Genomic DNA, 21401 nt, shown 5'->3' on the forward strand with positions numbered 1-21401 from the left:
AGAGGTATACATGTCAGATATTGAAGTTTCAAAGAAAATGGCTGCTATGGCGGTTGATGCCCTTGAAGACAGAAAGGGTGAAGATATTCGCGTAATTGATATAAGTGAGATATCTACTCTTGGCGATTTCTTTATCATAGCTGCCGGAACTAACAGAAATCAGGTTCAGGCTCTGGCTGATAATGTTCAGGAAAAGCTTGGAAGAGCCGGATATATGACAAAAAATGTCGAAGGATATGAGGGAGCCAACTGGATACTTCTTGATTTCGGAGATATTGTGGTTCATGTCTTTGATAGTGAGAACAGACTTTTCTATGATCTTGAGAGAATCTGGAGAGACGGTAAGCAGATTGATACTGCAGATTTAAAATAATCAAATAGTTAAAAATAAAGGGTCAGACTTTTATAAAGTCTGACCCTATTTTTATGCCTATCAATAAAATCTCATTACTCCGAATACCTTACCAAGGATCTGACAGTCATTAACTATGATTGGATCCATTGTGTCGTTCTCGGGCTGTAGTCTGATGTGGTCTTTTTCCTTGTAATAAGTCTTAACGGTTGCTGAATCATCGATAAGAGCAACTACCTTATCGCCGTTCTTGGCAGTGTTACAAACCTGTACAAAAAGCTTGTCTCCGTTGTAAATTCCTGCATTTATCATTGAATCGCCCTTAACATTAAGAATAAAGGCATCTGCTCCCTTAGGGCACATTTCAGCAGGAATGGGTATATAGGAATCTATATTTTCCTCGGCCAGAATAGGAGTTCCGGCTGCGACTTGTCCTACTACGGGTATGCTGACAATCTCGGTTCTGACCATATTAAAGCCATCATCACAGATCTCGATTGCACGGGGCTTGGTAGGATCTCTTCTGATATATCCGTTCTTCTCAAGTGTTTCAAGATGGGAGTGTACGGAAGATGTAGATTTAAGATTAACTGCCTTACATATATCACGTACAGCAGGTGGAAAACCTCTTGAAAGAGTTTGCTCTTTGATATACTCAAGAATTTCCTGCTGCTTGGGCGAAATTTTTCCTTTTGGCATAGTGGCTCCTCCTGACTTGTTTTCTGAAATAAGTATAGCACAGCTTTCATGGCAAAGCAAATGTTTGTTCGGAAAATATGTTCGAAAAACTATTGACAACAGAAAGTATGTTCGATATATTTATATCAGAACAGTTGTTCGCAACATTTGTTTGGTTTCTTTAAGAGGTGGAGATATGAGCGAGGCAATGAGAGCAGCAGCAAGTCTTTATAACAATCCCAGATATAACAGCGAAAGCGAGATCAGAATTCAGAAGAATAAGATAAGACGTCAGAGAATTGTAAGAAGACAGTTTATTTTACTGGGACTTACAGTAGCTCTCTTTGTATTCCTTTTCATTCTTATGGGTACATCTATAAGAACATCAGCTCAGTCAGATGATTATGAGCCGGAATTTAAATATTATAAGACTGTTACAGTACACAGCAATGAAACTCTTTGGAACATTGCAGATGAGAATTTCTCATCAGACAATTATGATAATATGAATTCATATATGGGCGAGATTTGTAAGATAAACTCAATTTCTGACCCTGATTCAATAAAAGCCGGAGAAGCAATCATAATTCCGTATTTTTCTACAGAATTCAAATAATATTCATAGCTTTATATTCCGTCTTGATATAATATAGTATCAAGGGGAAAACGATGAAACTATCAAGCTTGTTGAATTACAATTCGATTGTCATACAATGTCATGACAATCCTGATGCTGATGCAATCTGTTCGGGGTATGTTCTGTACAGGTATTTTAAATCGTATCATAAAAAGGTACGGTTTATTTATTCCGGAAATTTTGAAATCAGTAAAAGTAATCTTGTATATCTTATTAAAAAACTTCAGATTCCAATCGAATATGTACAGAAACTAAAATCCAAGCCGGATCTTCTTTTGATGACTGACTGTCAGTACGGAGAAGGCAATGTAAGGAAATTCTGTGCCAAGGAAATAGCAGTTATTGATCATCATCAGGTTTCCGGTAATCTTCCGAAGCTCAATGAAGTAAGAAGTAATCTCGGAAGTTCATGCACTGTAATTTGGAACCTGCTGAAAATAGATGATGAGGATAAGCTCCTTGACAAGAAGGTCTCTACAGCCTTATTTTACGGACTTTATTCTGATACAAATGCGTTTTCAGAGATGGCGCATCCTTTGGACCTGGATATGCGAGATTCACTAAGATATGATAAAGATCTTATCTTAAGGCTCAAGAATATGAATCTGACTCTGAAGGAAGCCAGAATAGCCGGAGTCGCCATGCTTGGCGTCGAGTATCACAAGGATAATCATTATGCGATACTCAGAAGTGAACCATGTGATCCAAATATTCTTGGTCTTATAGGTGACTTTATTGTTGCTGTAGATACTATAGATGTATGTCTTGTATATACAGTGCTTCCGTTTGGAACTAAATTCTCAATCAGAAGCTGTGTTTCAGAGACAAGAGCAGATGAACTTGCTTCATTTATTGCGGAGAAGATCGGCTCCGGTGGTGGACATACCGAGAAGGCCGGAGGGCTTCTCAAGAATGAACTTATAAAAAAGGTCTATCCTGACTTTGTCGAAATTGATGATGATTCAGCGAAATTCTCTATTTCGAACATTATCAGAGAGCGACTTAATGATTATTTTGAGAATTCTGAAATCATATATGCTAAGAGAGCTAAATTAGATGCCGGAACAATGACCAAATATGTTAAGAGTCCGATCGTCGTCGGTTTCGTGCATCCTCAGAAGCATATTCCTTCAGGTAACATGGCTATCGTTCGTACATTGAAAGGTGATAACAATGTTGAGATCAGGGACAATACAGTCCTGATTATTGGTATCAACGGAGATGTTACAGCAATTTCAGAGGAGAAGTTTGCAAGTGCCTATACAACTACCGGTAAGAGATTTAAGCTGAATCTTGATTACACACCTACGATCAAGAACGCTGACAATGGTCAGATATATCCGCTTATGCCTGATGCAAAGGGATGTATATCTACCGGAGAGATGAATATATATGCCCGAAAGCTAAATAAAACCACCAAGCTGTTTCCGTATTGGGACAGTGAAACATACATGGTGGGTAAAAAAGGCGATTATATAGCAGTAAGTGTGGATGATCCACATGATATTTTCATTGTTGAGAAATCTATTTTTAAAAAGACATATACACCGGCATGAGGGTCAGTTTTGACCCTCATTGTTATTTTCACGGAGTTTTATCATCCTTGCAGCTTTGCGCCTGTTTTCATCTTCCTGGGCTGCGTAATGCTTTCTTGTAGTATTTACGTCTTTATGGCCGAGAACATCGGCTACAAGATAAATATCACCGGATTCTCTGTATAGATTAGTACCAAATGTGCTCCTCAGTTTATGAGGAGTTATTTTTTTGATAGTAGTAACGTTCTTGGCATATTTCTTTACCAGATTTTCAACGGCTCTTACAGTGATGCGCTTATTCTGAAGAGATAAGAAAAATGCATTTTCAGAGCCTTCACACGGAGCTATCTGTTTTCTCTGCTCATGGTAGTCAAGAAGAGCTGCCTTAACTTCGTCGGGGAAATAGATCGTTGTATTGTATCCGCCCTTTCTATGAATGCTAAGGCCGTTATTTTCATAATCTATATCATCGATATCTATTCCGACACATTCTGACACACGTATTCCTGTTCCGAGCAGGAGAGTAAGCATGGCAAGATCTCTTAGTTTGGTTTTTTCATGATATTTAAGCTGAGATTTGGTGAGCTTTTCACCTGCTTCAACCTGATCGAGCAAGACTGCAACTTCATTAGGCTCAAGCCTGATGATCTCGTGTTCGTGAAGCTTGGGCATATCAATGAGTTCTGCTGTATTTCTCTCAATCATTTCCGATTTGTAAAAATATGTATACATGGAACGGAGAGCAGACATTTTGCGCTTTTTACCCTGTTCGGCATTGGAAAGCTCTTTTTCATTCTTCTCATAGAGCGAGAGGTATTCCAAATACTCCTCGATGTCTTCACGACCGATCTGATCCAAAAGATCTACGGAAAAGTCCTTGATATCCGTATTTTTCATAGAAGGATTGTTGTTTTTAATGAACTCAAAAAAGATGCGAAGGTCATAGGCGTATCCGAGCCTGGTCCTTGCAGAAGTTCTGGGTTCAATTCCCCTGAAATACTGTCTGCAGAACCTTGGAAGAGTATCAAGGACTTCTCGCATCTTAAGAGTGTTAAGTTTATCCTGTTCGGTATAGTATTTTTCGTCTTTTCTCTTGCTTTGCATAGGATAATTATACCACTAATTGATTCTTGCTAAAACAAGCCACCAAATATTGTGGCATTTTCATATTGATGGATATAGTGCATAAATGTTAAGATATAGCCTGTACTATTCTTTGTTGGGTGGATTTAAATATTGGGAAATACAAGAGTAAATTACAGACGAAAAGACGGTCGAAGACTGACAGCCTCTGAATATAGAAAAAGACGTCAAAAAGAAATCATTCTTCATCTTACTATGCTGGCATCACTGATTATCTTATTTGTCGCAACATCAATCTTTTTGATTCATAAAGTAACACATAAGAAATCAGAACCTGTTCCGGCTGAAATCGTCGAAAATACAGCTACGCAGGAGATGACAATAATAGACACGGTAGTAGATGATGTTGAAATAGAAGAGGAGAATGAATATCTTCTTAAGTCCGAGGATTCTGAAAACTTTTTTGATGGTTATGTTATCGAGCAGGATGAGAATACTGCTTATATTGCCAGCGAAGAGGTTCAGAGTTCCTATGGCCTTTTGATCAACCTTGATACAGGTAAGGTTGTTGCGTCCAAGGATGGTAACGTAAGAATTAATCCTGCATCAATGACCAAGATTCTAACTCTTCTTGTCGCCGTTGAGCATTTAGATGATATAAACAATACATTTACAATGACACAGGCAATAGGTGATTTCGTTTACAGACATGATTGCAGCGCTGTTGGATTTGAAGTTGGAGAAGTGGTTACGGTAAAAGATCTTTTGTACGGAACCATACTTCCTTCAGGAGGCGATGCAGCGATGTGCCTTGCTGAGTATATTGCCGGCAGTCAGGAAGCTTTTGTTGATATGATGAATGAAAAGCTTGAAGAACTTGGACTTTCTGATACAGCTCATTTTACAAACTGCGTAGGTGTATTTGATGAAAATCATTACTGTACGCTGATGGATATGGCTATGATTCTTAAGGCCGCTGAGGAAAACAGCCTATGCCATGAAATATTGAATGCTAGAACTTATCTGACAACACCTACAACCCAGCATCCCGAAGGGCTTCAGATATCAAACTGGTTTCTTCGCCGTATTGAGGACAAGGACACAAACGGTGCTGTAGTCGGGGCCAAGACAGGCTTTGTAAACCAGTCCGGCTGTTGCGGAGCAAGTTATCAGATATCCAATGACGGAAGTCATTATATCTGTGTTACAGCTGATGCATGGAGTTCATGGCGCTGTATCTATGATCAGGTAGACATTTACAAGACTTATACTAGTTGAATAAATAGATTGAGTTATGGGCAAGCGAAAAGCTTGCCCGTTTTTATTGGGCTAAACGCAAAACAATACACAATTTATCAATTTTTTATTGGAGTTCACATCCGGATTGGCTCATAATTTATATATGAGAGCTTGTACCTCACAATAAAGGGAAAGTATCAGGTCCCTGATCAGGAGGTGATTCATGAAAAAGAAATTATACAATCCGCTATGGACAGTATTAGTATTGACCATCTGGTGGAGTATTCTTTTAACATCATGCGGAACATTATCCGGAGACACCCTTAATGAAATGGAGATTCCTTTATATTTTCATTCTGTCGATAATGAGGAAAGTATCAAGCTCTGTTTCGCTGATGAAAGCAAAGATATTCCCTACCTTGACATTGATACTGCCGTCGCCCTGATTGAGAGAGTCAATCACGAGATTATTGAAGATAAAAACTATGCACTGACCACTTCTATCCAAGGCTCAGTGGTAACAATTACTCGTGAAAACCAGTATCCTATGCAGATAGATTGTGATAAAGATACGATAAGTTTTTATGATTTTGATGCCTTTTTTGTACCGTCCTGGACAAGCACGGTTATAGATGTATTGCAGCCTGATACAGTCTTTGATGGCCTGATACTCTCAGAGGAAAACTCTTACAGCCGCTTTGGCTCGGAGGTGGTTTTTGATCTGAAAAAATATGGGATAGATCTGATTGAAGAGAATGGTAAATGCTATATTCCCATGCAGACCTTAAGTGATATTATGTTGTCCCTTCCGAGTTATGTATGTCTTTTGTACAACAATGAAGGAGTATTTGTGTATGAATATGGTTCGGAACCCGGAAGAGAACTCTTGAGAAAATGTTATGAAGCACAGCCAAAAGAGAGCAAAAGCGATGAGCTTGCGGAGTTTACTTATAACGAGCTGTGTATGGTAATGGATTACTATTATGGTCTGAAAGAAAGTCATGGAATTGAGAATTTTGACGATTTCTTTGCTGAAACAGCTCTTCGTGATTCTCTAATGAGTACTGATCCCGGGATGTCTGCAAGGGCGATGAGAGTTTTGATGGAACTTTTCATTGATGACATACATAGCGGGTATTTGCTCAATTCGTGGCGAATTGGCATGGATACAAACGTTGAGGGGAAGATTGGCAAGTCAATTCAGGATATGAACAGTTCAGCAATGAAGTATTACGCTGCCAGAGAAAAGTTTTACCCTGATGGAGTTCCGGGCTATGAAGAAGTCGGAAACACTGCATATATCACCTTTGACAGTTTCAGGACAAAAGATAAGGATGCTGATTATTATGAAAATGCACCTACTGCCGATACTCAGGATACAGTTGGTCTTCTTCTGTATTCTTATGCTCAGATTACAAGAAGGGGTAGCCCTGTAAAGAATGTAGTCATGGATCTTAGTATGAATTCCGGTGGCGATACCGTTACTGCAAGCTTTATAATCAGCCTGTTTTTGGGAGAGGGGGCAGTATGTATCAAGGATACACTGACAGGCGCTTATGCCAACGAGTGTTTTCGCGCAGATGCCAATCTTGATGGCAAATACGATGAAAAGGATTCGCTTCTTGATTACAATCTCTATTGCCTAACTTCGCCTATCAGTTTTTCCTGCGGAAATCTGGTTCCGAGCGTATTAAAATCGTCGGGACAGGTCACAATATTAGGTCAGCAAAGCGGAGGCGGCGCATGCACGGTAATGCCATTTGTTACTGCAGATGGAACTATTCTTCAGATGTCTAGCAAAAATCGCCTGAGCTACATGAAAAACGGGGCTGTGTATGACATCGATCAGGGAGTTGAACCGGATTATGTGATTCAGCAGCCGGAGCATTTCTATGACAGGCAGGCATTGACTGAGTATATAAATAATCTGTACTAAAACTTAAGGGACACTTTTTTAAGCAACTAATAGGAAAGGAAATTATTATGGACGTAAAAACAACTATAATTTCGATTATTGCTTCGTTATTTGCTTTGGTTATTTGTGGGTTACTCTATATGAGAATGATCAAAAGAGAAGTTCCTGAGCCTATAGGGAAACTACAGGCAATCCTGCCGGCGATTTTAGGTGGTATTTGCGTTCCAATTTCCGGCGGTTCCGGAATTGGTTTATTATTTGTTTTAAAAAGCATTGGAGTATCGACTGATTCAATGAAGAGCTTTCCGGCATCTTTTTATACAGCATTTTTTATGGCAGGTGGAGTAGAGGAATTGTTTAAGTTTCTTGCCATCATCTTAACGCTCATTATCCTTAAAAATAAAGTGAGCAATATTTATGAGTATATTCTTCTTGGAGCGGCAGTTGGTCTTGGTTTTACGGTTGTGGAGGACTTTACTTTTGGAGATTCGCTTATTGTTTTACTGATCAGAACTCCTTTAATGTTCACTCATATGACACTTAACATGATCATGGGAGAATTTATTGGCAGGGCTAAGTATAACAAACAAAAAGGCGAAGGACAGACTGTATTATACTGGATTTTGGCACTCATTATTCCAATGGCTTTACATACTCTGTACGATGCAGGAACAGTTTTTAACTTTGTAGTTATTAAGGATGGTGATTATATTGGAGGCGGCATACTTGGCCTCATAGCAATCATCACAAATACTGTAGTTTTAATCAAAGTGCTGTTAAGAGCCAAGAAGAACGCAGGGAATTTTTCTGCTCTAACAATCGAAACTGGGGCTTAAGCAATAAAATCAGAAGAGGATAAGATGAACTATGCTTAAAAAGTATATTGAATTCATGAAAAGATCTCCACTGATAACAGCCGCGCTCTGCATAGTATATGTGATTGTGTGTTTCAAAACAGTACATACAGAGACGAATTTTCAGTTCTTTATAGTAAGAACCATGCTTTGCGGAGCTGTATGCTTTTTCCTGTACCAGATATCAGGAGATAAAACCCTGTCATCGTGTTACATTTCCACAGGATATGTAATCAAGAATTCCATAGGGTTTCTTATAATGTCCCTTATCATGGGGACATTATTGATGCTCTCAAATATAGAAGAGCAGGTCCCCTTGAATGATAAACCGTTATTGGGATTAATCATCATATTTCTTATGTTCATTTCCGTTGGCCTTTTTGAGGAGCTGGCTTTCAGGGCAGTTATAAACGATGCAATAATCTATAAGTTCAGGGAAAAGAAATATGTTTTTGTTCTTAGTGCAGTAGTATCTTCTGTAGTATTCGGAGCAGCACATATTGTGGGAGAATTTGATGCAACGTCCGCTATTGCATGGGGACAGGCGATAGCTAAAACTTTGGAATCAGGTGTTTTTGGACTAGCTCTTCTTATACTGTATTGGAAGACCAGAAATATTTGGGCCTGCGGTGTGACACATGGATTGTTTGACTTTTTTGCCGGTTATACAGAAGGACTGTTTGTTCCGGTGAAAAACTCTGGTTCGTCTTATATTAATACCGGTCCGGATGGGATGCGTATCCTTATTACATACTTTGCAATTGCAGCAATAAATGCAGTCCTGACGTTTATTGTATGGAAGAAGGTTGGGAAGACTATCGATTTTGAAAAGATAAGAAGAGATTGGTAGGGATTTTACTCTAAGTATGATTGCTAAGGAAGTTTTTAGAAAATTTCTTCATATGCTGGCTTTTGCAGCGCTGATACTGTGGCTTTATGCCCTGGAGGACTGGAGGCAATCCGTTCTGATCACAGCCTGTGCTTTTGTTGTGATCACTCCATGCCTGATACTGCTATCAAGAATTCCCGGAATAAGTGAGGCAGTTGTAGCCAGAAGAAGAGGCGAATTCGCATACAGCTTTACTGCATATGCCTTGGCGTATATTGTAACTGCCACTGTTCTTTGGGGATATTTTGGAAAAAGAGGACTAGTGGTGGCGTGTTTTTTTGCATGGGCACCGGGAGATGCTGCTGCAGCGCTGATAGGTAAGATTTTTGGCAGGTACAAGATAGGCATATCCGGGAAAAAGTCTATGGAAGGATCAGGAGCCATGGCTTGTTGCAGCTTTGTGGGTGTTCTGTCCGTACTGCTGTACTTTAATCTATACAGTAACTTATGGACTATAGTGATTTCTCTGGTTACCGCTATCTGTCCAGCTGTGGCAGAGCTTTTGGATGAAAAGGGACTGGACACATTCTTTTGCCCGGTGACTGCTATGGTGATACTGTCAGTATTTGAGCTGATACTCAGATAATAAAGTAAGGATTGGAAGTGAATGAATAAGGAAAAGAAGAGTGGATACAAAACCTTGCTGCTTTCGGTTGTTTTAAGCTCTCCCGGACCACTGATCCTGGGCTATGGACTGACACTTGGGAGAAGCTCAACACAGATTTCTGATTTCACCAGAAGAACAGCTGAATTACTGGCTTTGATCGCGGCTTTTGTGGTATACACTATCACAAACAAAGAAGAGGGGCGTGATTCTGCCTGGAAATCAAATATCGAGCGAAAGAGCAATGTTTTTGTGGGATTTATAATGTGCATCAGTGGTATCAGTATGCTGATACTTACCTTTGCATCTGATACGCAGGAAAAAGGCAATGTACTTCCCGCGTTCTTTATAGCGTTATTTGGCGCAATCGCAAATACGCTTTTTTATCTGAAATACCGTTCTTTATATAAGTCGGAGCATAATGCCATACTTGGTATCCAGGCAAGGCTCTACGGTGCCAAATCCATTGTGGATGTATGCGTTACGTTGACACTTTTGACAGTAGTTCTTATGCCTTCATCCAAATTTTCATTTTATCTGGATATTGTCGGCTCCATACTGGTTTCTGCATATATGCTGAGGTGCGGAATAATGACTATCCGCGAAAATTGGCAGGTTTTGGGGTTTTGGGGTAAGTTCCATATCTAACTATTCATAAAACCTGTGTTTTGCGAATAGTTAAGTATAACACTCTACCTGCGCTATCTGCGCTATCCCTGCGCTATCTGTAAAATGCCATTTTTATCGCAATTATAGACCTTTAATCTCCTCAAAAAGGTTGCGTTAACCTTGTCACTGTTCGTGATATAGGTTGCGATCTATAATTTATCTATGGATAAATTATCTAAGGATCAGATTTCAATTCAAAAAGCAAACAGAATGATTGATGACCATATGCCGGAGTTTGCCAGAAGGTTCTTCAATGAAAAAAAGAATACCCTTATGGCAAGCTAACAAATGCAATCACTAATATTGCACTTACAATGTTGCATACCATAGGTGTCTTGCGGAAGGGCCGTTTGGTACATTCATGCCACTTTCCCATGCTTGTACAGTCTTTTTTTAGACCCCCAGCCATTTAGCCAGGAATCCTTGCTAGGTTCCTGTTTTTTTACGGATATTTTTAATGTCTTCAGCAGTATATTCTTTGACCGGTTTTACCTGGCAAGCAGAAATTATACAAATTGTTAATGTATCCTCAAGCAAGATATGCTGGAATTCAAAGTTCCATAATTTCTAAATCGTCCGGAACAAAAAGCTTTCCATTATCCAAAGAAAGGGCATCTTTCTTTGATACACTGCTGGTTCTGCGATGAGAACTCACAGTGTTGCTTCTCATATTCAATCTGCACACCGTAGTGCTGTCTTACGTACTCTATTCCATGCTTGAACGCAATCATAGCATCTCTTTTACAACATCTTGGGCCATTTATCTTGCCAAGCTCTCCTATGGCGCTTGATGTAAATGCCATGTGATAACCCCATGTGCCATCCTCAGAAAGTGGTCCTGTACCATCAATAATAGAAAGAGCTGCTCCTATAGATGTTATCGCTCCGCATATTCCCCACAGTCCGCACATTGCTCCCGGCATCCGAAGTCCTTCTTTCAAAAGCTTCTCCAAGGCATAGTCTATATCTATTTTGCCACCAGCATTATGATAAGCCATTAAAAGACATGCCCCATCTAATATATGATGCTCTGGCCCATGTATGCTTATATACGCTTTCTTTGCCATTGACTTAAACATCTTGATAGGATTTACGCCTTTTTCATTACGTATATCTTCAATAATCCTGTTTGCTTTTTCTTCAATAGTCATAAGTAGCTTCTCCTATAAACTAATTATGAAGCTCTGTACTCCATAAGAGTTGTGTCCTGCCATTTTCCAAATCGATCTTTAGCTATTCTTTCCCTATAGCCAATTTCCCTGAAACCACATTTTTTGTGTAAAGCTATACTTGCTTTATTAATTGAAAATATTGCAGAATATATGCTCCAATATCCACATTGCTCAGCCTCTCGGATAATCGTATTTACCAAAGCTGTTCCTATCCCATGACCTCTATAGTTTCTATCAACATATACACTCATTTCAACGCAGCCTTTATATGCGCACCTACTTGAAGAAGGACTTAGCGCTATCCAGCCTACAACCTTTCCTTCTTCCTCAAAAACAAACCTGCAATTCTTTATGTGGCCTGCATTCCACTCAGTAAAACTAGGACACTCTGTATTAAAAGTTGATGTTCCCTCTTCTAATCCCTGCTTGTAAATCTCTGCTACTGTCCCCCAGTCTTCATCTCTCATTTCTCTAATCACAGCATTCCACCTCCGATTTTTTTATCGCATCGTTATAGATATTTAATGCCTCTAAAACCTGACTCTGTTTTTCCTTTGGAATCATAGAAAAAACTCTCTTAAACTTCATATTCATATCTTTTTCTATTGTACTGAATCTTGCCATTCCTTCATCAGTCAGATTAAGCACTACGCACCTGCGATCCCTTGTTGAAGGTTTTCGCAAAACATATCCTTTTTGAACAAGTTCTTCTACAGATCTGCTTACAGCACTTTTATCCATCTTAAGAAGTTCAGCAAGTTCCTTTACACATATTCCGGGGTTTCTGCCTATCTCAACAACCAGAAAGCATTGAGATGTATTGACGTTACATTGACAGCAATCAGAACTGTTTAGCTTCTCAAAATTACGTTCTAATTCTCTGGTACTTTCTCGAAATAGTTTTACCTTATCCATCGAATGCCCTCCTATGGATTTAAATGATAAAATCATTAGTTGTATTTGTCAACTAATTTATAATATAAAAAAGCCACATAGCCGTTATAAACAACTACATGGCAATTACGTGGGCATATTCATTTATCCTGCTTCCCCTTTTTCAAAAATAGGACAGCCGATTATTTCAAAGGCAAAAAAACTTGATCAATTGCTCTTTCTTGTACTTTATTTAAGACTTATTGTGTATTCTTCTGCATACTTTCCATCATGGGAGGGATCATCGTATTTGAGCAAAAACTCATCTTCTGAAATCCACTCTACATAGAAATACGCCTCTTCATTAAACCCAGGCTTTTCATAATCAAAGATTTTCTGTCCGTTGTAGTAAACACTAGGCCTGCTAACGAAATCATATTGCACAATTACCGTATTGGTTCCTTCGGGCGATGTGAAATTCTCATCCCTTTCACCTCTGCAACCACTAAGCAGTAGAATGGGGATTAAGATCATCATGATAGTCTTTCTCATTTCCTATTGTCCTTCTATTTATCTGAATAATGAATTGCCCTGAAATGTTATAACTCTTACTCTAGATTTAGGTTGATTTTAGGCTTCTTATATATCATCAGATTATGATCATTATATCAAAAGAGAGGGTTAATAATGAACAGGATTGCTCTGATTCCCGCATACATGCCAGATGAAAAAATGATTGATGTTTCTAAGGGCCTATATCAGGAAGGCTTTGAAATCATAATAGTAAATGACAGAAGCCCGGAGTTCTTGTTGATTACGGACTGTTTTGCGTGATATCTGCGATATCCGGTTCACTCATCGTGGCAAATACCCTTGCTCGTATAATCGTGGAACTCTGAATTTTTGTACTCAGTTACTTTATACAACACAGTTATATTTTTAAGAAAGGCAGGCAAGATCATATGAAAAAACACCTCTGGGCTATATGTTCAGCTTTTGTCCTGATAGCATTTACGACTTATATTTCACTCGATACCTTTATTATAAGCGAGAGCTACAACTCCAATGCCACAGAAATAAATACGTCCTTGTTCGATGGTCAGACTGACAGCGATACTCAATTAACCGAATCTATAGATAATACGCAATCAGAAAGTCACAAATCTCGTTCCGGCAGGAAGCATTCCAGAACAAGTGCATCTGAAGGTGCAACAGTGACTTCTTCAGAAACCACAGAAAGTTCATCCGGTATTAATGCCTCAGAGCCCTATACAGGCGAAAATACTGTAAGTTCAGATAACTATAGCATTACATTAACTGAATATTATCAGAACGACACCAAAATCTATGTGGCAGACGTTATTCTTTCCTCCGCTCAGTACTTAAAGACAGCATTTGCAAATGATACTTACGGCAAAAATGTCACTGCCACAACCTCTACGATTGCAGAAAATAACAATGCTGTACTGGCCATAAACGGCGATTACTACGGTGTTCAGGAAAATGGATATGTTATACGTAACGGAATTGTCTACCGCGACAGCGCAAACGGATCAGATGTTTTATGTATTTATGCTGATGGAACAATGGAAGTTTTAAATGACAGTGAGTATTCAGCCGAAGAACTTGTTTCAATGGGAGTATGGCAGGCATTTTCCTTTGGCCCGGCTCTTGTAGAAGACAGCTCTGTTACCGTTGATGAAAATGCCGAAGTTGCCAAGGCAAAGGCAAGCAATCCAAGAACTGCCATAGGTGTCATAGATGCAAATCACTTTGTTTTTGTGGTGTCTGATGGAAGAACTTCTGAGAGCGAAGGCCTTAGTCTCTATGAACTTGCAACCTTCATGAAGGGACTGGGCGTTGAAACAGCCTATAACCTTGATGGCGGAGGATCTTCCACAATGTACTTTAATGGATACGTTGTCAACAATCCCACTACTGGAGGAAGCATCAAGGAACGAAGTGTCAGCGACATTGTATATATCTAAAAAATTTCAACAGGAGGAACACTAAAATGGAAAAACAATTAAAGCTGCATTTGCTATTTAATATCATCGGAACAGTCTTCCTTGCACTGTTTGGAGCAATATATGAAATCTTCAGTCACGAAGTATACTCCTACTTCATGCTGTATGCATTTGCAATACCTCTTGCGATGGGCGTACTGCCCTATTCTATCCTTATGCTTAAGGAAAAATATCCTGACAGAAAATTTCTATACCTCTGGAATACAGCCATTGCGATATTTAGCACTGGAAGCATATTTGCTGGTGTACTGGCAATCTATGGCACGACCAATTCACTTATTATTGTCTACCCAATAGCAGGTGCAGTCATGGTTTTGCTAAGTTTACTATCATGCCTACAGAGTCATCATCGTAGTTCTGTATAAGAAAATTTTACCTCGACTCTCCACTTCTTTTCCCAAATTATATTGGTTTCTGTAAATCTGTTTTTGCTGATCAGATAGAGTGCAATTATTCCTATGATCATAACTACAATGAACTCATACAACAGCTGTCCCGTACTATACTGCTGCGTAAGTATTCCATTTCCGGAAAGTGATGGGTCCGTTGAAAAACAGATAAAATCATATATAGCATGTGCAAATATCGGGAATATCACGCTGCCCGTCCCTAAATATAAAGCGGTTAGCAAAAATGCCATGAATGTTGTATGGAATATCTGTGATGCAGTCATGACTATATCTGCACCCTGTGAAATATTTCCTGCATGAGAAAGCCCAAATATTACAGCCAGGATAATTATCGCAGCCAATCTTCTTTCTTTTCGGACATATTTCATGACTATGGCCAGTGATAATATTCTGAACATTGTCTCTTCTCCAAATCCGGCTGCAATTCCCATAATAACTGCACTAAGAGAAGGATTAAAATAATACGAATGTTGAAAAAATAATGGCTCTATCAGCGTACAGAGCAAAAGAATCCCTAAGGGGATCATTACAATACATATATTCTTGGCCGGAACTTCAGGCTTAACAAATCCTTTAAATTCCGGAGAGAACCAACGCCAAAAAACAAGCATCGATATTATAGCAAAAATGCATATACATATATTTCCTGCATTTTTTGAAATTGAATCACCTATAGAACCGCCTATTCCGATTAAAAGCGAAGGAATGATTATGCTGAGTATAACGGCGATATATGGCATCTTTTCACATATAGAATGCTTTCTTGTTTTTTGATCCATTCGTTACCTCCGGATGATTCTTCATTTAGTTTTGCCCAACAATCCGCCTCTTGATTTACTTCTTAAATAAACTGGTTACTGTATTCATTATTTGCTTGTTTTCCAATATAGAATCAAGTATGCCGCTAAGTTGTGACTTCTCACCTTTCAAAAGAGCTATTGCAGCCTTTTTGGTATCAGAATCAGCAGCTCTGTATAGCTCAAGCAGTTTCTTCTCGGTTGCAGTAACCTTTACGGAAGTACCTGTTCCCGTTGTCTTTTTTGCTGTTGTAGTCTTCTTAGCTGTAGTACCTGTCTTCTTTGCAGTTGTAGTCTTTTTTGATGTTGTTTTCTTGGTTGTAGTGGTTTTTGCAGCTGCCATTATTTCTCCTCCAATAAAGCCGGAAAGCAGGGATATCCTACTCTCCGGCTTAATATATTATTTTATATTATTGTATCATATTATGCCTGAACAAATGCTGGTGTATCTGCAGGAGCATCAAGGAGTTTCTTGAGCTCATCATCAACCTTGAGAAGTGTGATTGAGAAGCCTTCCATATCAAGTGATGTCATGTAGTTACCTACAAGAGTCTTATAAACTTTGATATTCTTCTTGGCAAGCTCATCTGCAAGGTGCTTATTTGCTACAAAGAGCTCCATTAGAGGTGTTCCGCCCATGCCGTTAACCATAACAGCTACTTCGTCGCCTGCATTATAGATGCCTTCTGCAAGGATCTTAGCAAGGAGTTTATCTACGATATCATTAACAGGACTGATCTTCTCACGGTTTACACCGGGCTCACCATGGATACCGATACCGATCTCAACCTCATCCTCTGCAAGATCAAAGCTTGGCTTTCCTGCTGCTGGAACTGTGCAGGCATCAACAGCCATACCCATTGAGCGAACATTAGCAATAACTTTTTCAGCAACTGCTTTAACATCAGCAAGGCTTCCACCGGCCTCTGCGCATGCGCCCGCCAGCTTGTGAACAAAGATAGTTCCTGCGATTCCTCTTCTTCCTGTAGTCCAGGTAGAATTCTCAACAGCAACGTCGTCGGCTGTAATAACCTGATCAACCTCAATGCCTTCATCTCGTGCCATATCAGCAGCCATCTCGAAGTTCATAACATCACCGGTATAGTTCTTGATAACAAGAAGAACACCCTTACCACCATTAGCTGCCTTGATAGCTTCAAAAATCTGGTCAGGAGTAGGTGATGTGAAAACAGCGCCTGCAATAGCGCCATCAAGCATTCCCTTACCAACGTAGCCACCGTGTGCCGGCTCATGTCCGCTTCCGCCACCGGATACAAGAGCAACCTTACCATCTGAGCCACCGGCTCTTACAACAACATCAAAGCCATCGAGCCTTTTCAGATACTGAGGATAAGCTGCAATCATACCATCCAGCATCTCGTCAACAACGTTGTCAACCCCATTGATTAGTTTCTTCATGTCCTGCCTCCTTGTTTTATGAATTTATTTTTTTGACAGCACGCGTCTGCTCAGCGGCTGCAATAACTGCCTCCATATTCTGACCGCAAACTGCTGTTACAGCTGCAGCGATGGCACCTTCTACAATTGGTGCATCTGCAAGTTTTACATTGATATCTTCACCGTCCAGAAGCTCTATTGCTGTTTCTGCGCTCATAATTCCGCTTCCGAGATCGGCAAGAACAACAACTCCGTCTCCATCGTTGGCTTTTTTAATGGCCTCAGATATTCTTACGGCGTCGGTACCTATTTCTCCGTCTTCCATACCGCCTGCTGCAATAATACCTTTATGAGCGGCTGCAATCTGAGCTGTTAAGTCTGTTATTCCATCAGCAATCTTACTGCTGTGAGATACGATTACTAATCCTACCATGGCTCACCCCTTAAGAAAGTCTCTGATTACTTCAAGTGTCATTGTTGCAGATGTTGCACCGGGATCCTGATGACCGATACTTCTGTCACCCAGATAGCTTGCACGGCCCTTGGTTGCAGCGATAGTCTTTGTGAATTCAATACCTTCCTCAGCTGCTTCACAAGCCTTTTCAAGGCCGTCTACAAGGCTTCCGCCTTCTGCTATCTTAGCTGAATATGCATCAAGAGCAGGAATCAGAGAATCAAGCATTGTTTTTTCACCCTTCTCAGCTTTTCCTCTTTTTTGAATACCGGCAATTGCAGCTTCAAGAGCAGCTTTGAAATCCTCGGCCGATAAAGTATCTTTTCCTGCAAGTACTTTTGCAGCTTCCATATATGCTGTTCCATATAAAGGACCTGAAGCACCGCCTACAGTAGATAAAAGAGTCATTCCGGTCTTTTTAAGAACCGCGCCGATATCCGGATCATCCGGAGATGTCTTTTCAATAACGGCTGTAAAACCTCTCGCCATGTTTACACCGTGGTCAGCATCACCGATTTCTCTGTCAAGATCGGTAAGAAAATCCTTGTTTTCGATAATCTTTTCACCGATACACTTTAGGCAATCATAAATTCTCGTAGACATATGCAATTTGTCCTCCCATTTTGTTATTGTAAAAGCCTTACTTAGTATATTATACCAAATACATATATAATTACCATACATTTTGTGTGTATATTGGCTAATTGTTTGAACAATTCCGAAATATAATTTGTGTTATATTTACAATAATTATATACAAGTGTTTTAGTGGAGAATGCACTTTGCATGCTATACAATTAAGATATAAAAAAGAAGTTCGCCAGATATGCTGACGAACTTCTTTTATCATTATGCTTTTGATGCTGCAAAACTCTTGATTAAATTGTCGATGGAATCAGCTTTAAATGAATTTCCGTTTATATCCGCAAAGAAATTCATCTTTCCGTTTTTGTCCATCTTAATACCAAAATTGGATATATCATCCGATTCATCGGTATTACCGCCAATCTTCTCACTCATGTCAGAGATGGTCTTCATAGCATCATCAATCTGCCCCATGAGTTTATCTTTGGCTTCCTTGTCCTTTGGATCATCCGATGCAAGAAGTTTCATTTCGTCTTCTGAAAGGATGATGCTGTACTCAAGATCTCCTCCGATCTGAGAAAGATCTTCTCCCGGACCTGCCACGAATACATCGGCGTTGTCGTATTTCTTTTGCAAAAGATCTACTACCTTACCGTACATTTCGACTTCAGGTGATAATTCTACCTTAGCACTTGCACCAAATAGATTATCGCTCTTCTGCAACTTACCATCGTCTTTAACTTTTGATGGCAATTTAGCCTTGGCATCAGGCTTTCCGGCTTTGCTTACATTTCCCGGTGAATTACCGCGAAACAGCTGGTTGATACTACCTCCTATGTTGTTAGCCATATTCTTCCTCCTTGAAAGATACACGCAGATTCCATTCTGCGGATGGAGTAATTAAGTTTCGCTCTCAAGCTGGGTACAATTACCCTTATTCTGTGTTGCGCTCAGTATAGCATCACATGATTGAAATTATTATTAAATATGTATTAAAATTGCTCCTAAATGAAAAAAACTTCCGGAAAACACAGGGCTTTCCGGAAGTAAAATTTCAATAATTCATAATTATGCTTTTTTTGAGTTTTCAAAGTCTTCAATGTACTGAATTATGAACTTAACAGTGCCATCTATACCAAGAATACTTGAATTGATGCAAAGATCATAGCTGTCTGCTCTGCCCCACTTCTTGGATGAATAGTAGTTATAGTAGCTCTGACGCTGCTTGTCCTTCTTGCTCATCATCTCTCTTGCTTTGTCATCAGTTGTGATGTCATCAAAGCGCTCTTTTAATCTCTTGATCTTGCATTCTTCATTGCCGTGAATAAAGAGATTAAGGACGTTGTCATAGTCGGCAAGAGCATAATCCGCACATCTTCCAACGATTACACATGGACCTTCATCCGCAATCTTTTTGATTGTATCAAACTGCGCAAGGAAAACTTTGTGGCTGATAGGCATGTCAACAAAGCTTGATGCATTGTAACCAAAGGAATAGGTATCCATGACAAGATTATATAAAAATGAATTTGTAGGCCTTTCGTCATGATTCTGGATCATCTCTTCACAGAAGCCGCTTTCCTTGGCAGCTCTGCTAAGAAGCTCCTTGTCATAGCATTTAATACCGAAATGCTCTGCAAGCTTCTCTCCGATTTCTCTTCCCCCTGAACCGAACTGACGGCCGATTGTTATTATTGTATTCATACGCCGGTACTCCTTCGCATTTTTATAATTTAATTTTATACTATTTGAGTATCTCTAGCAAATGGGAAAAATATTCAGGAAGAGGTGCATCAACTTCCACATATTCTCCTGTTGTCGGATGGATAAATCCAAGGGTCTTGGCATGGAGACATTGACCGTTAAGTTTAAATTTACTCTTTCGAGATGGTGCATATACTTCATCTCCTAAAAGAGGATGACCTATATGAGCCATATGAACGCGAATCTGGTGTGTTCTTCCGGTTTTTAGTCTGCATTCTATATAAGTCATTTTATCTTCAGGAAAGCGCTTTAAAACCTTATAATGAGTGAATGCTTCTTTTCCGCCGCTTTTTACAACTGCCATTTTTTTCCTGTCTGTCTGGCTTCTGCCAATCGGGGCATCAACATCACCTTCGTCATGATCTATGACTCCATAGCATATTGCATGATAGACCCTGTTTATCGAATGCTCCTTGAGCTGATCGGCAATCTTGATATGGGCATTGTCATTCTTGCAGATTATTACTGAGCCGGTGGTGTCTTTGTCAATTCTGTGTACTATACCGGGTCTCATAACACCGTTAATTCCCGAAAGATTATCTCTGCAATGATACATTACCGCATTTACAATCGTTCCGGTGTAATGGCCTGCTGCAGGATGAACAACCATATCCTTGGGCTTATTAACAATGAGAACATCATTGTCTTCATAGAGAATATCAAGCGGAATATCTTCGGGAACAATTTCAGGAATCTGAAGAGGTGGTATCTCCAGCTCAATTCTGTCTCCTTCCGATACCTGATAGCTGGCTTTTACCTTTTTGCCGTTACAGATAACCTTATCATCGTCTATAAGCTTTTTGATAAATGAACGCGAAAGAGAATCCACAAGCTCACTGATAAGCTTATCGATCCTAAGGCCCTCATATTCGTCTGTAACAATAAACTCAAGCTTCTCGCTGTTTTCGTCCATTATTTGATTTCCCTGTATTTTTTCTGCTGTTTAAAGCTGAGGAAACTGAAATCATTTTCTTTGTAATAGAAAAGGAAAAGAATTACAAAGAGGAAGGTCGATACTGTTACGTAAATATCTGCAACATTAAATATCGGGAAATTTATGATGACAAAGTATATAAAGTCTACAACGTAATCCTGTCTTATTCTGTCTATCATATTGCCGGCTGCACCACTTGCAATCATGACAAGAAGTATATGCATAATGTTGTATTTCTTGTCATCAGGCATTCTGAATAGAACGTATGCGATGATAAAGAGGATGAGTACAGCTACAAGTATAAAGAAGACTTTCTGGTTCTGCAGCATTCCGAAAGCTGCTCCGCTGTTCTTCAAAAAGTTTAGTTCAAGAATTCCCTTAATAAGAGGAATTGCAGGTTTATCCTGAAGGTATTCGCACGCAAGATATTTAGTGAACTGATCAAGTGCCACAAGCAATATGATCATTATGATATCCACTGCGAGAAATATTTTTTTCTTTTTAGACATTTTTGTATTCATAGCTTAAAACC

General features: G+C 39.5%; 27 protein-coding genes. 12 read left to right on the forward strand and 15 right to left on the reverse strand.

The window, feature by feature from the left end:
• Positions 1-10: 10 nt before the first annotated feature.
• Positions 11-373, forward strand: coding sequence for a ribosome silencing factor (rsfS, locus tag G590_RS0101570; RefSeq protein ID WP_022763914.1), 363 nt, complete (start codon positions 11-13; stop codon positions 371-373).
• A 60-nt stretch (positions 374-433) separates the two neighbouring features.
• Here the strand turns inward: rsfS and lexA are convergent, their stop codons facing one another.
• A complete protein-coding gene (lexA, locus tag G590_RS0101575; RefSeq protein ID WP_022763915.1) occupies positions 434-1051 on the reverse strand; it encodes a transcriptional repressor LexA in 618 nt (205 codons plus the stop codon).
• Between the two features lie 175 nt (positions 1052-1226).
• Between lexA and G590_RS0101580 the strand changes: the two genes are divergently transcribed.
• On the forward strand, positions 1227-1646 hold the full coding sequence (locus tag G590_RS0101580; protein WP_022763916.1) for a LysM peptidoglycan-binding domain-containing protein: 420 nt from the start codon (positions 1227-1229) through the stop codon (positions 1644-1646).
• 53 nt (positions 1647-1699) lie between these two features.
• Entirely contained in the window at positions 1700-3223 is a 1524-nt protein-coding gene (locus tag G590_RS0101585; protein WP_022763917.1) for a DHH family phosphoesterase, read from the forward strand.
• Positions 3224-3226: 3 nt separating this feature from the next.
• Here G590_RS0101585 and G590_RS0101590 read toward each other — a convergent pair whose 3' ends face one another.
• The gene (locus tag G590_RS0101590; protein ID WP_022763918.1) at positions 3227-4306 is read right to left on the reverse strand and encodes a tyrosine-type recombinase/integrase; all 1080 of its coding nucleotides are present in this window, start codon (positions 4304-4306) and stop codon (positions 3227-3229) included.
• Between the two features lie 132 nt (positions 4307-4438).
• Between G590_RS0101590 and G590_RS18045 the strand changes: the two genes are divergently transcribed.
• The 6 genes from G590_RS18045 (at position 4439) to G590_RS18050 (ending at position 10434) form a co-directional block, all read left to right on the forward strand.
• The gene (locus G590_RS18045) at positions 4439-5563 is read left to right on the forward strand and encodes a D-alanyl-D-alanine carboxypeptidase family protein (RefSeq protein ID WP_155828706.1); all 1125 of its coding nucleotides are present in this window, start codon (positions 4439-4441) and stop codon (positions 5561-5563) included.
• A gap of 184 nt (positions 5564-5747) precedes the next feature.
• Positions 5748-7460 carry a S41 family peptidase gene (locus G590_RS0101600; protein ID WP_022763920.1) on the forward strand — a complete coding sequence of 571 codons (1713 nt, stop codon included), beginning with the start codon at positions 5748-5750 and terminating at the stop codon, positions 7458-7460.
• A 47-nt stretch (positions 7461-7507) separates the two neighbouring features.
• Positions 7508-8275 carry a PrsW family glutamic-type intramembrane protease gene (locus G590_RS0101605; protein WP_022763921.1) on the forward strand — a complete coding sequence of 256 codons (768 nt, stop codon included), beginning with the start codon at positions 7508-7510 and terminating at the stop codon, positions 8273-8275.
• A 304-nt stretch (positions 8276-8579) separates the two neighbouring features.
• Positions 8580-9143 carry a CPBP family intramembrane glutamic endopeptidase gene (locus tag G590_RS0101610; RefSeq protein ID WP_196802455.1) on the forward strand — a complete coding sequence of 188 codons (564 nt, stop codon included), beginning with the start codon at positions 8580-8582 and terminating at the stop codon, positions 9141-9143.
• 16 nt (positions 9144-9159) lie between these two features.
• Complete coding sequence (locus G590_RS0101615; protein ID WP_022763923.1) at positions 9160-9768, forward strand: hypothetical protein; 609 nt, start codon at positions 9160-9162, stop codon at positions 9766-9768.
• Positions 9769-9789: 21 nt separating this feature from the next.
• Positions 9790-10434, forward strand: coding sequence for a cation transporter (locus tag G590_RS18050; protein WP_022763924.1), 645 nt, complete (start codon positions 9790-9792; stop codon positions 10432-10434).
• A gap of 617 nt (positions 10435-11051) precedes the next feature.
• Here G590_RS18050 and G590_RS0101625 read toward each other — a convergent pair.
• The 4 genes from G590_RS0101625 to G590_RS0101640 all read right to left on the reverse strand — a co-directional run bounded on the left by G590_RS0101625 (position 11052) and on the right by G590_RS0101640 (position 13052).
• On the reverse strand, positions 11052-11606 hold the full coding sequence (locus G590_RS0101625; protein WP_022763925.1) for a DUF5714 domain-containing protein: 555 nt from the start codon (positions 11604-11606) through the stop codon (positions 11052-11054).
• A 23-nt stretch (positions 11607-11629) separates the two neighbouring features.
• A complete protein-coding gene (locus tag G590_RS0101630; protein ID WP_022763926.1) occupies positions 11630-12106 on the reverse strand; it encodes a GNAT family N-acetyltransferase in 477 nt (158 codons plus the stop codon).
• Positions 12099-12542, reverse strand: coding sequence for a MarR family winged helix-turn-helix transcriptional regulator (locus G590_RS0101635; RefSeq protein ID WP_022763927.1), 444 nt, complete (start codon positions 12540-12542; stop codon positions 12099-12101). The genes G590_RS0101630 and G590_RS0101635 overlap by 8 nt, the downstream gene beginning before the upstream one ends.
• A 207-nt stretch (positions 12543-12749) precedes the next feature.
• Positions 12750-13052, reverse strand: coding sequence for a hypothetical protein (locus G590_RS0101640; RefSeq protein ID WP_022763928.1), 303 nt, complete (start codon positions 13050-13052; stop codon positions 12750-12752).
• A 135-nt stretch (positions 13053-13187) separates the two neighbouring features.
• On the opposite strand from G590_RS0101640, the gene G590_RS21240 reads away from it, so the two are divergent.
• The 3 genes from G590_RS21240 (at position 13188) to G590_RS18055 (ending at position 14892) form a co-directional block, all read left to right on the forward strand.
• Positions 13188-13334 carry a hypothetical protein gene (locus tag G590_RS21240; protein ID WP_022763929.1) on the forward strand — a complete coding sequence of 49 codons (147 nt, stop codon included), beginning with the start codon at positions 13188-13190 and terminating at the stop codon, positions 13332-13334.
• Between the two features lie 128 nt (positions 13335-13462).
• On the forward strand, positions 13463-14488 hold the full coding sequence (locus tag G590_RS0101650) for a phosphodiester glycosidase family protein (protein ID WP_022763931.1): 1026 nt from the start codon (positions 13463-13465) through the stop codon (positions 14486-14488).
• A gap of 26 nt (positions 14489-14514) precedes the next feature.
• Positions 14515-14892, forward strand: coding sequence for a hypothetical protein (locus tag G590_RS18055; protein ID WP_022763932.1), 378 nt, complete (start codon positions 14515-14517; stop codon positions 14890-14892).
• On the opposite strand, the gene G590_RS0101660 is transcribed toward G590_RS18055, so the two are convergent.
• From G590_RS0101660 to lspA, 9 genes are all read right to left on the reverse strand, one after another.
• Positions 14874-15716: a CPBP family intramembrane glutamic endopeptidase gene (locus G590_RS0101660; RefSeq protein ID WP_022763933.1), complete on the reverse strand. Its 843-nt coding sequence runs from the start codon at positions 15714-15716 to the stop codon at positions 14874-14876. The genes G590_RS18055 and G590_RS0101660 overlap by 19 nt on opposite strands.
• A 55-nt stretch (positions 15717-15771) precedes the next feature.
• Entirely contained in the window at positions 15772-16077 is a 306-nt protein-coding gene (locus G590_RS21470) for a hypothetical protein (RefSeq protein WP_022763934.1), read from the reverse strand.
• Between the two features lie 80 nt (positions 16078-16157).
• Positions 16158-17153 (reverse strand): dihydroxyacetone kinase subunit DhaK, encoded by a 996-nt coding sequence (dhaK, locus tag G590_RS0101670; RefSeq protein ID WP_022763935.1) that lies wholly within the window; start codon positions 17151-17153, stop codon positions 16158-16160.
• A gap of 16 nt (positions 17154-17169) precedes the next feature.
• Positions 17170-17565 (reverse strand): dihydroxyacetone kinase phosphoryl donor subunit DhaM, encoded by a 396-nt coding sequence (gene dhaM, locus G590_RS0101675; RefSeq protein ID WP_022763936.1) that lies wholly within the window; start codon positions 17563-17565, stop codon positions 17170-17172.
• Between the two features lie 3 nt (positions 17566-17568).
• Positions 17569-18189, reverse strand: coding sequence for a dihydroxyacetone kinase subunit DhaL (gene dhaL / locus G590_RS0101680; protein WP_022763937.1), 621 nt, complete (start codon positions 18187-18189; stop codon positions 17569-17571).
• Between the two features lie 246 nt (positions 18190-18435).
• Positions 18436-19020, reverse strand: coding sequence for a DUF6033 family protein (locus G590_RS0101685; RefSeq protein ID WP_022763938.1), 585 nt, complete (start codon positions 19018-19020; stop codon positions 18436-18438).
• A gap of 219 nt (positions 19021-19239) precedes the next feature.
• Complete coding sequence (locus G590_RS0101690) at positions 19240-19875, reverse strand: AAA family ATPase (protein WP_022763939.1); 636 nt, start codon at positions 19873-19875, stop codon at positions 19240-19242.
• Positions 19876-19915: 40 nt separating this feature from the next.
• Positions 19916-20848, reverse strand: coding sequence for an RluA family pseudouridine synthase (locus G590_RS0101695; protein ID WP_022763940.1), 933 nt, complete (start codon positions 20846-20848; stop codon positions 19916-19918).
• On the reverse strand, positions 20848-21390 hold the full coding sequence (gene lspA / locus G590_RS0101700) for a signal peptidase II (RefSeq protein WP_022763941.1): 543 nt from the start codon (positions 21388-21390) through the stop codon (positions 20848-20850). The genes G590_RS0101695 and lspA overlap by 1 nt, the downstream gene beginning before the upstream one ends.
• Between the last annotated feature and the right edge of the window lie 11 nt (positions 21391-21401).

It is taken from the genome of Butyrivibrio sp. XPD2006 (genome assembly GCF_000420865.1).
Lineage (GTDB): Bacteria > Bacillota > Clostridia > Lachnospirales > Lachnospiraceae > Butyrivibrio.

Bases quoted from the DNA above. Each gene is read 5' to 3' on its own strand.
- rsfS (WP_022763914.1), top strand. From the start codon at position 11: ATGTCAGATATTGAAGTTTCAAAGAAAATGGCTGCTATGGCGGTTGAT.
- lexA (WP_022763915.1), bottom strand. From the start codon at position 1,051: ATGCCAAAAGGAAAAATTTCGCCCAAGCAGCAGGAAATTCTTGAGTAT.
- G590_RS0101580 (WP_022763916.1), top strand. From the start codon at position 1,227: ATGAGCGAGGCAATGAGAGCAGCAGCAAGTCTTTATAACAATCCCAGA.
- G590_RS0101585 (WP_022763917.1), top strand. From the start codon at position 1,700: ATGAAACTATCAAGCTTGTTGAATTACAATTCGATTGTCATACAATGT.
- G590_RS0101590 (WP_022763918.1), bottom strand. From the start codon at position 4,306: ATGCAAAGCAAGAGAAAAGACGAAAAATACTATACCGAACAGGATAAA.
- G590_RS0101600 (WP_022763920.1), top strand. From the start codon at position 5,748: ATGAAAAAGAAATTATACAATCCGCTATGGACAGTATTAGTATTGACC.
- G590_RS0101605 (WP_022763921.1), top strand. From the start codon at position 7,508: ATGGACGTAAAAACAACTATAATTTCGATTATTGCTTCGTTATTTGCT.
- G590_RS0101610 (WP_196802455.1), top strand. From the start codon at position 8,580: ATGCTCTCAAATATAGAAGAGCAGGTCCCCTTGAATGATAAACCGTTA.
- G590_RS0101615 (WP_022763923.1), top strand. From the start codon at position 9,160: ATGATTGCTAAGGAAGTTTTTAGAAAATTTCTTCATATGCTGGCTTTT.
- G590_RS18050 (WP_022763924.1), top strand. From the start codon at position 9,790: ATGAATAAGGAAAAGAAGAGTGGATACAAAACCTTGCTGCTTTCGGTT.
- G590_RS0101625 (WP_022763925.1), bottom strand. From the start codon at position 11,606: ATGACTATTGAAGAAAAAGCAAACAGGATTATTGAAGATATACGTAAT.
- G590_RS0101635 (WP_022763927.1), bottom strand. From the start codon at position 12,542: ATGGATAAGGTAAAACTATTTCGAGAAAGTACCAGAGAATTAGAACGT.
- G590_RS0101640 (WP_022763928.1), bottom strand. From the start codon at position 13,052: ATGAGAAAGACTATCATGATGATCTTAATCCCCATTCTACTGCTTAGT.
- G590_RS21240 (WP_022763929.1), top strand. From the start codon at position 13,188: ATGAACAGGATTGCTCTGATTCCCGCATACATGCCAGATGAAAAAATG.
- G590_RS0101650 (WP_022763931.1), top strand. From the start codon at position 13,463: ATGAAAAAACACCTCTGGGCTATATGTTCAGCTTTTGTCCTGATAGCA.
- G590_RS18055 (WP_022763932.1), top strand. From the start codon at position 14,515: ATGGAAAAACAATTAAAGCTGCATTTGCTATTTAATATCATCGGAACA.
- G590_RS0101660 (WP_022763933.1), bottom strand. From the start codon at position 15,716: ATGGATCAAAAAACAAGAAAGCATTCTATATGTGAAAAGATGCCATAT.
- G590_RS21470 (WP_022763934.1), bottom strand. From the start codon at position 16,077: ATGGCAGCTGCAAAAACCACTACAACCAAGAAAACAACATCAAAAAAG.
- dhaK (WP_022763935.1), bottom strand. From the start codon at position 17,153: ATGAAGAAACTAATCAATGGGGTTGACAACGTTGTTGACGAGATGCTG.
- dhaM (WP_022763936.1), bottom strand. From the start codon at position 17,565: ATGGTAGGATTAGTAATCGTATCTCACAGCAGTAAGATTGCTGATGGA.
- dhaL (WP_022763937.1), bottom strand. From the start codon at position 18,189: ATGTCTACGAGAATTTATGATTGCCTAAAGTGTATCGGTGAAAAGATT.
- G590_RS0101685 (WP_022763938.1), bottom strand. From the start codon at position 19,020: ATGGCTAACAACATAGGAGGTAGTATCAACCAGCTGTTTCGCGGTAAT.
- G590_RS0101690 (WP_022763939.1), bottom strand. From the start codon at position 19,875: ATGAATACAATAATAACAATCGGCCGTCAGTTCGGTTCAGGGGGAAGA.
- G590_RS0101695 (WP_022763940.1), bottom strand. From the start codon at position 20,848: ATGGACGAAAACAGCGAGAAGCTTGAGTTTATTGTTACAGACGAATAT.
- lspA (WP_022763941.1), bottom strand. From the start codon at position 21,390: ATGAATACAAAAATGTCTAAAAAGAAAAAAATATTTCTCGCAGTGGAT.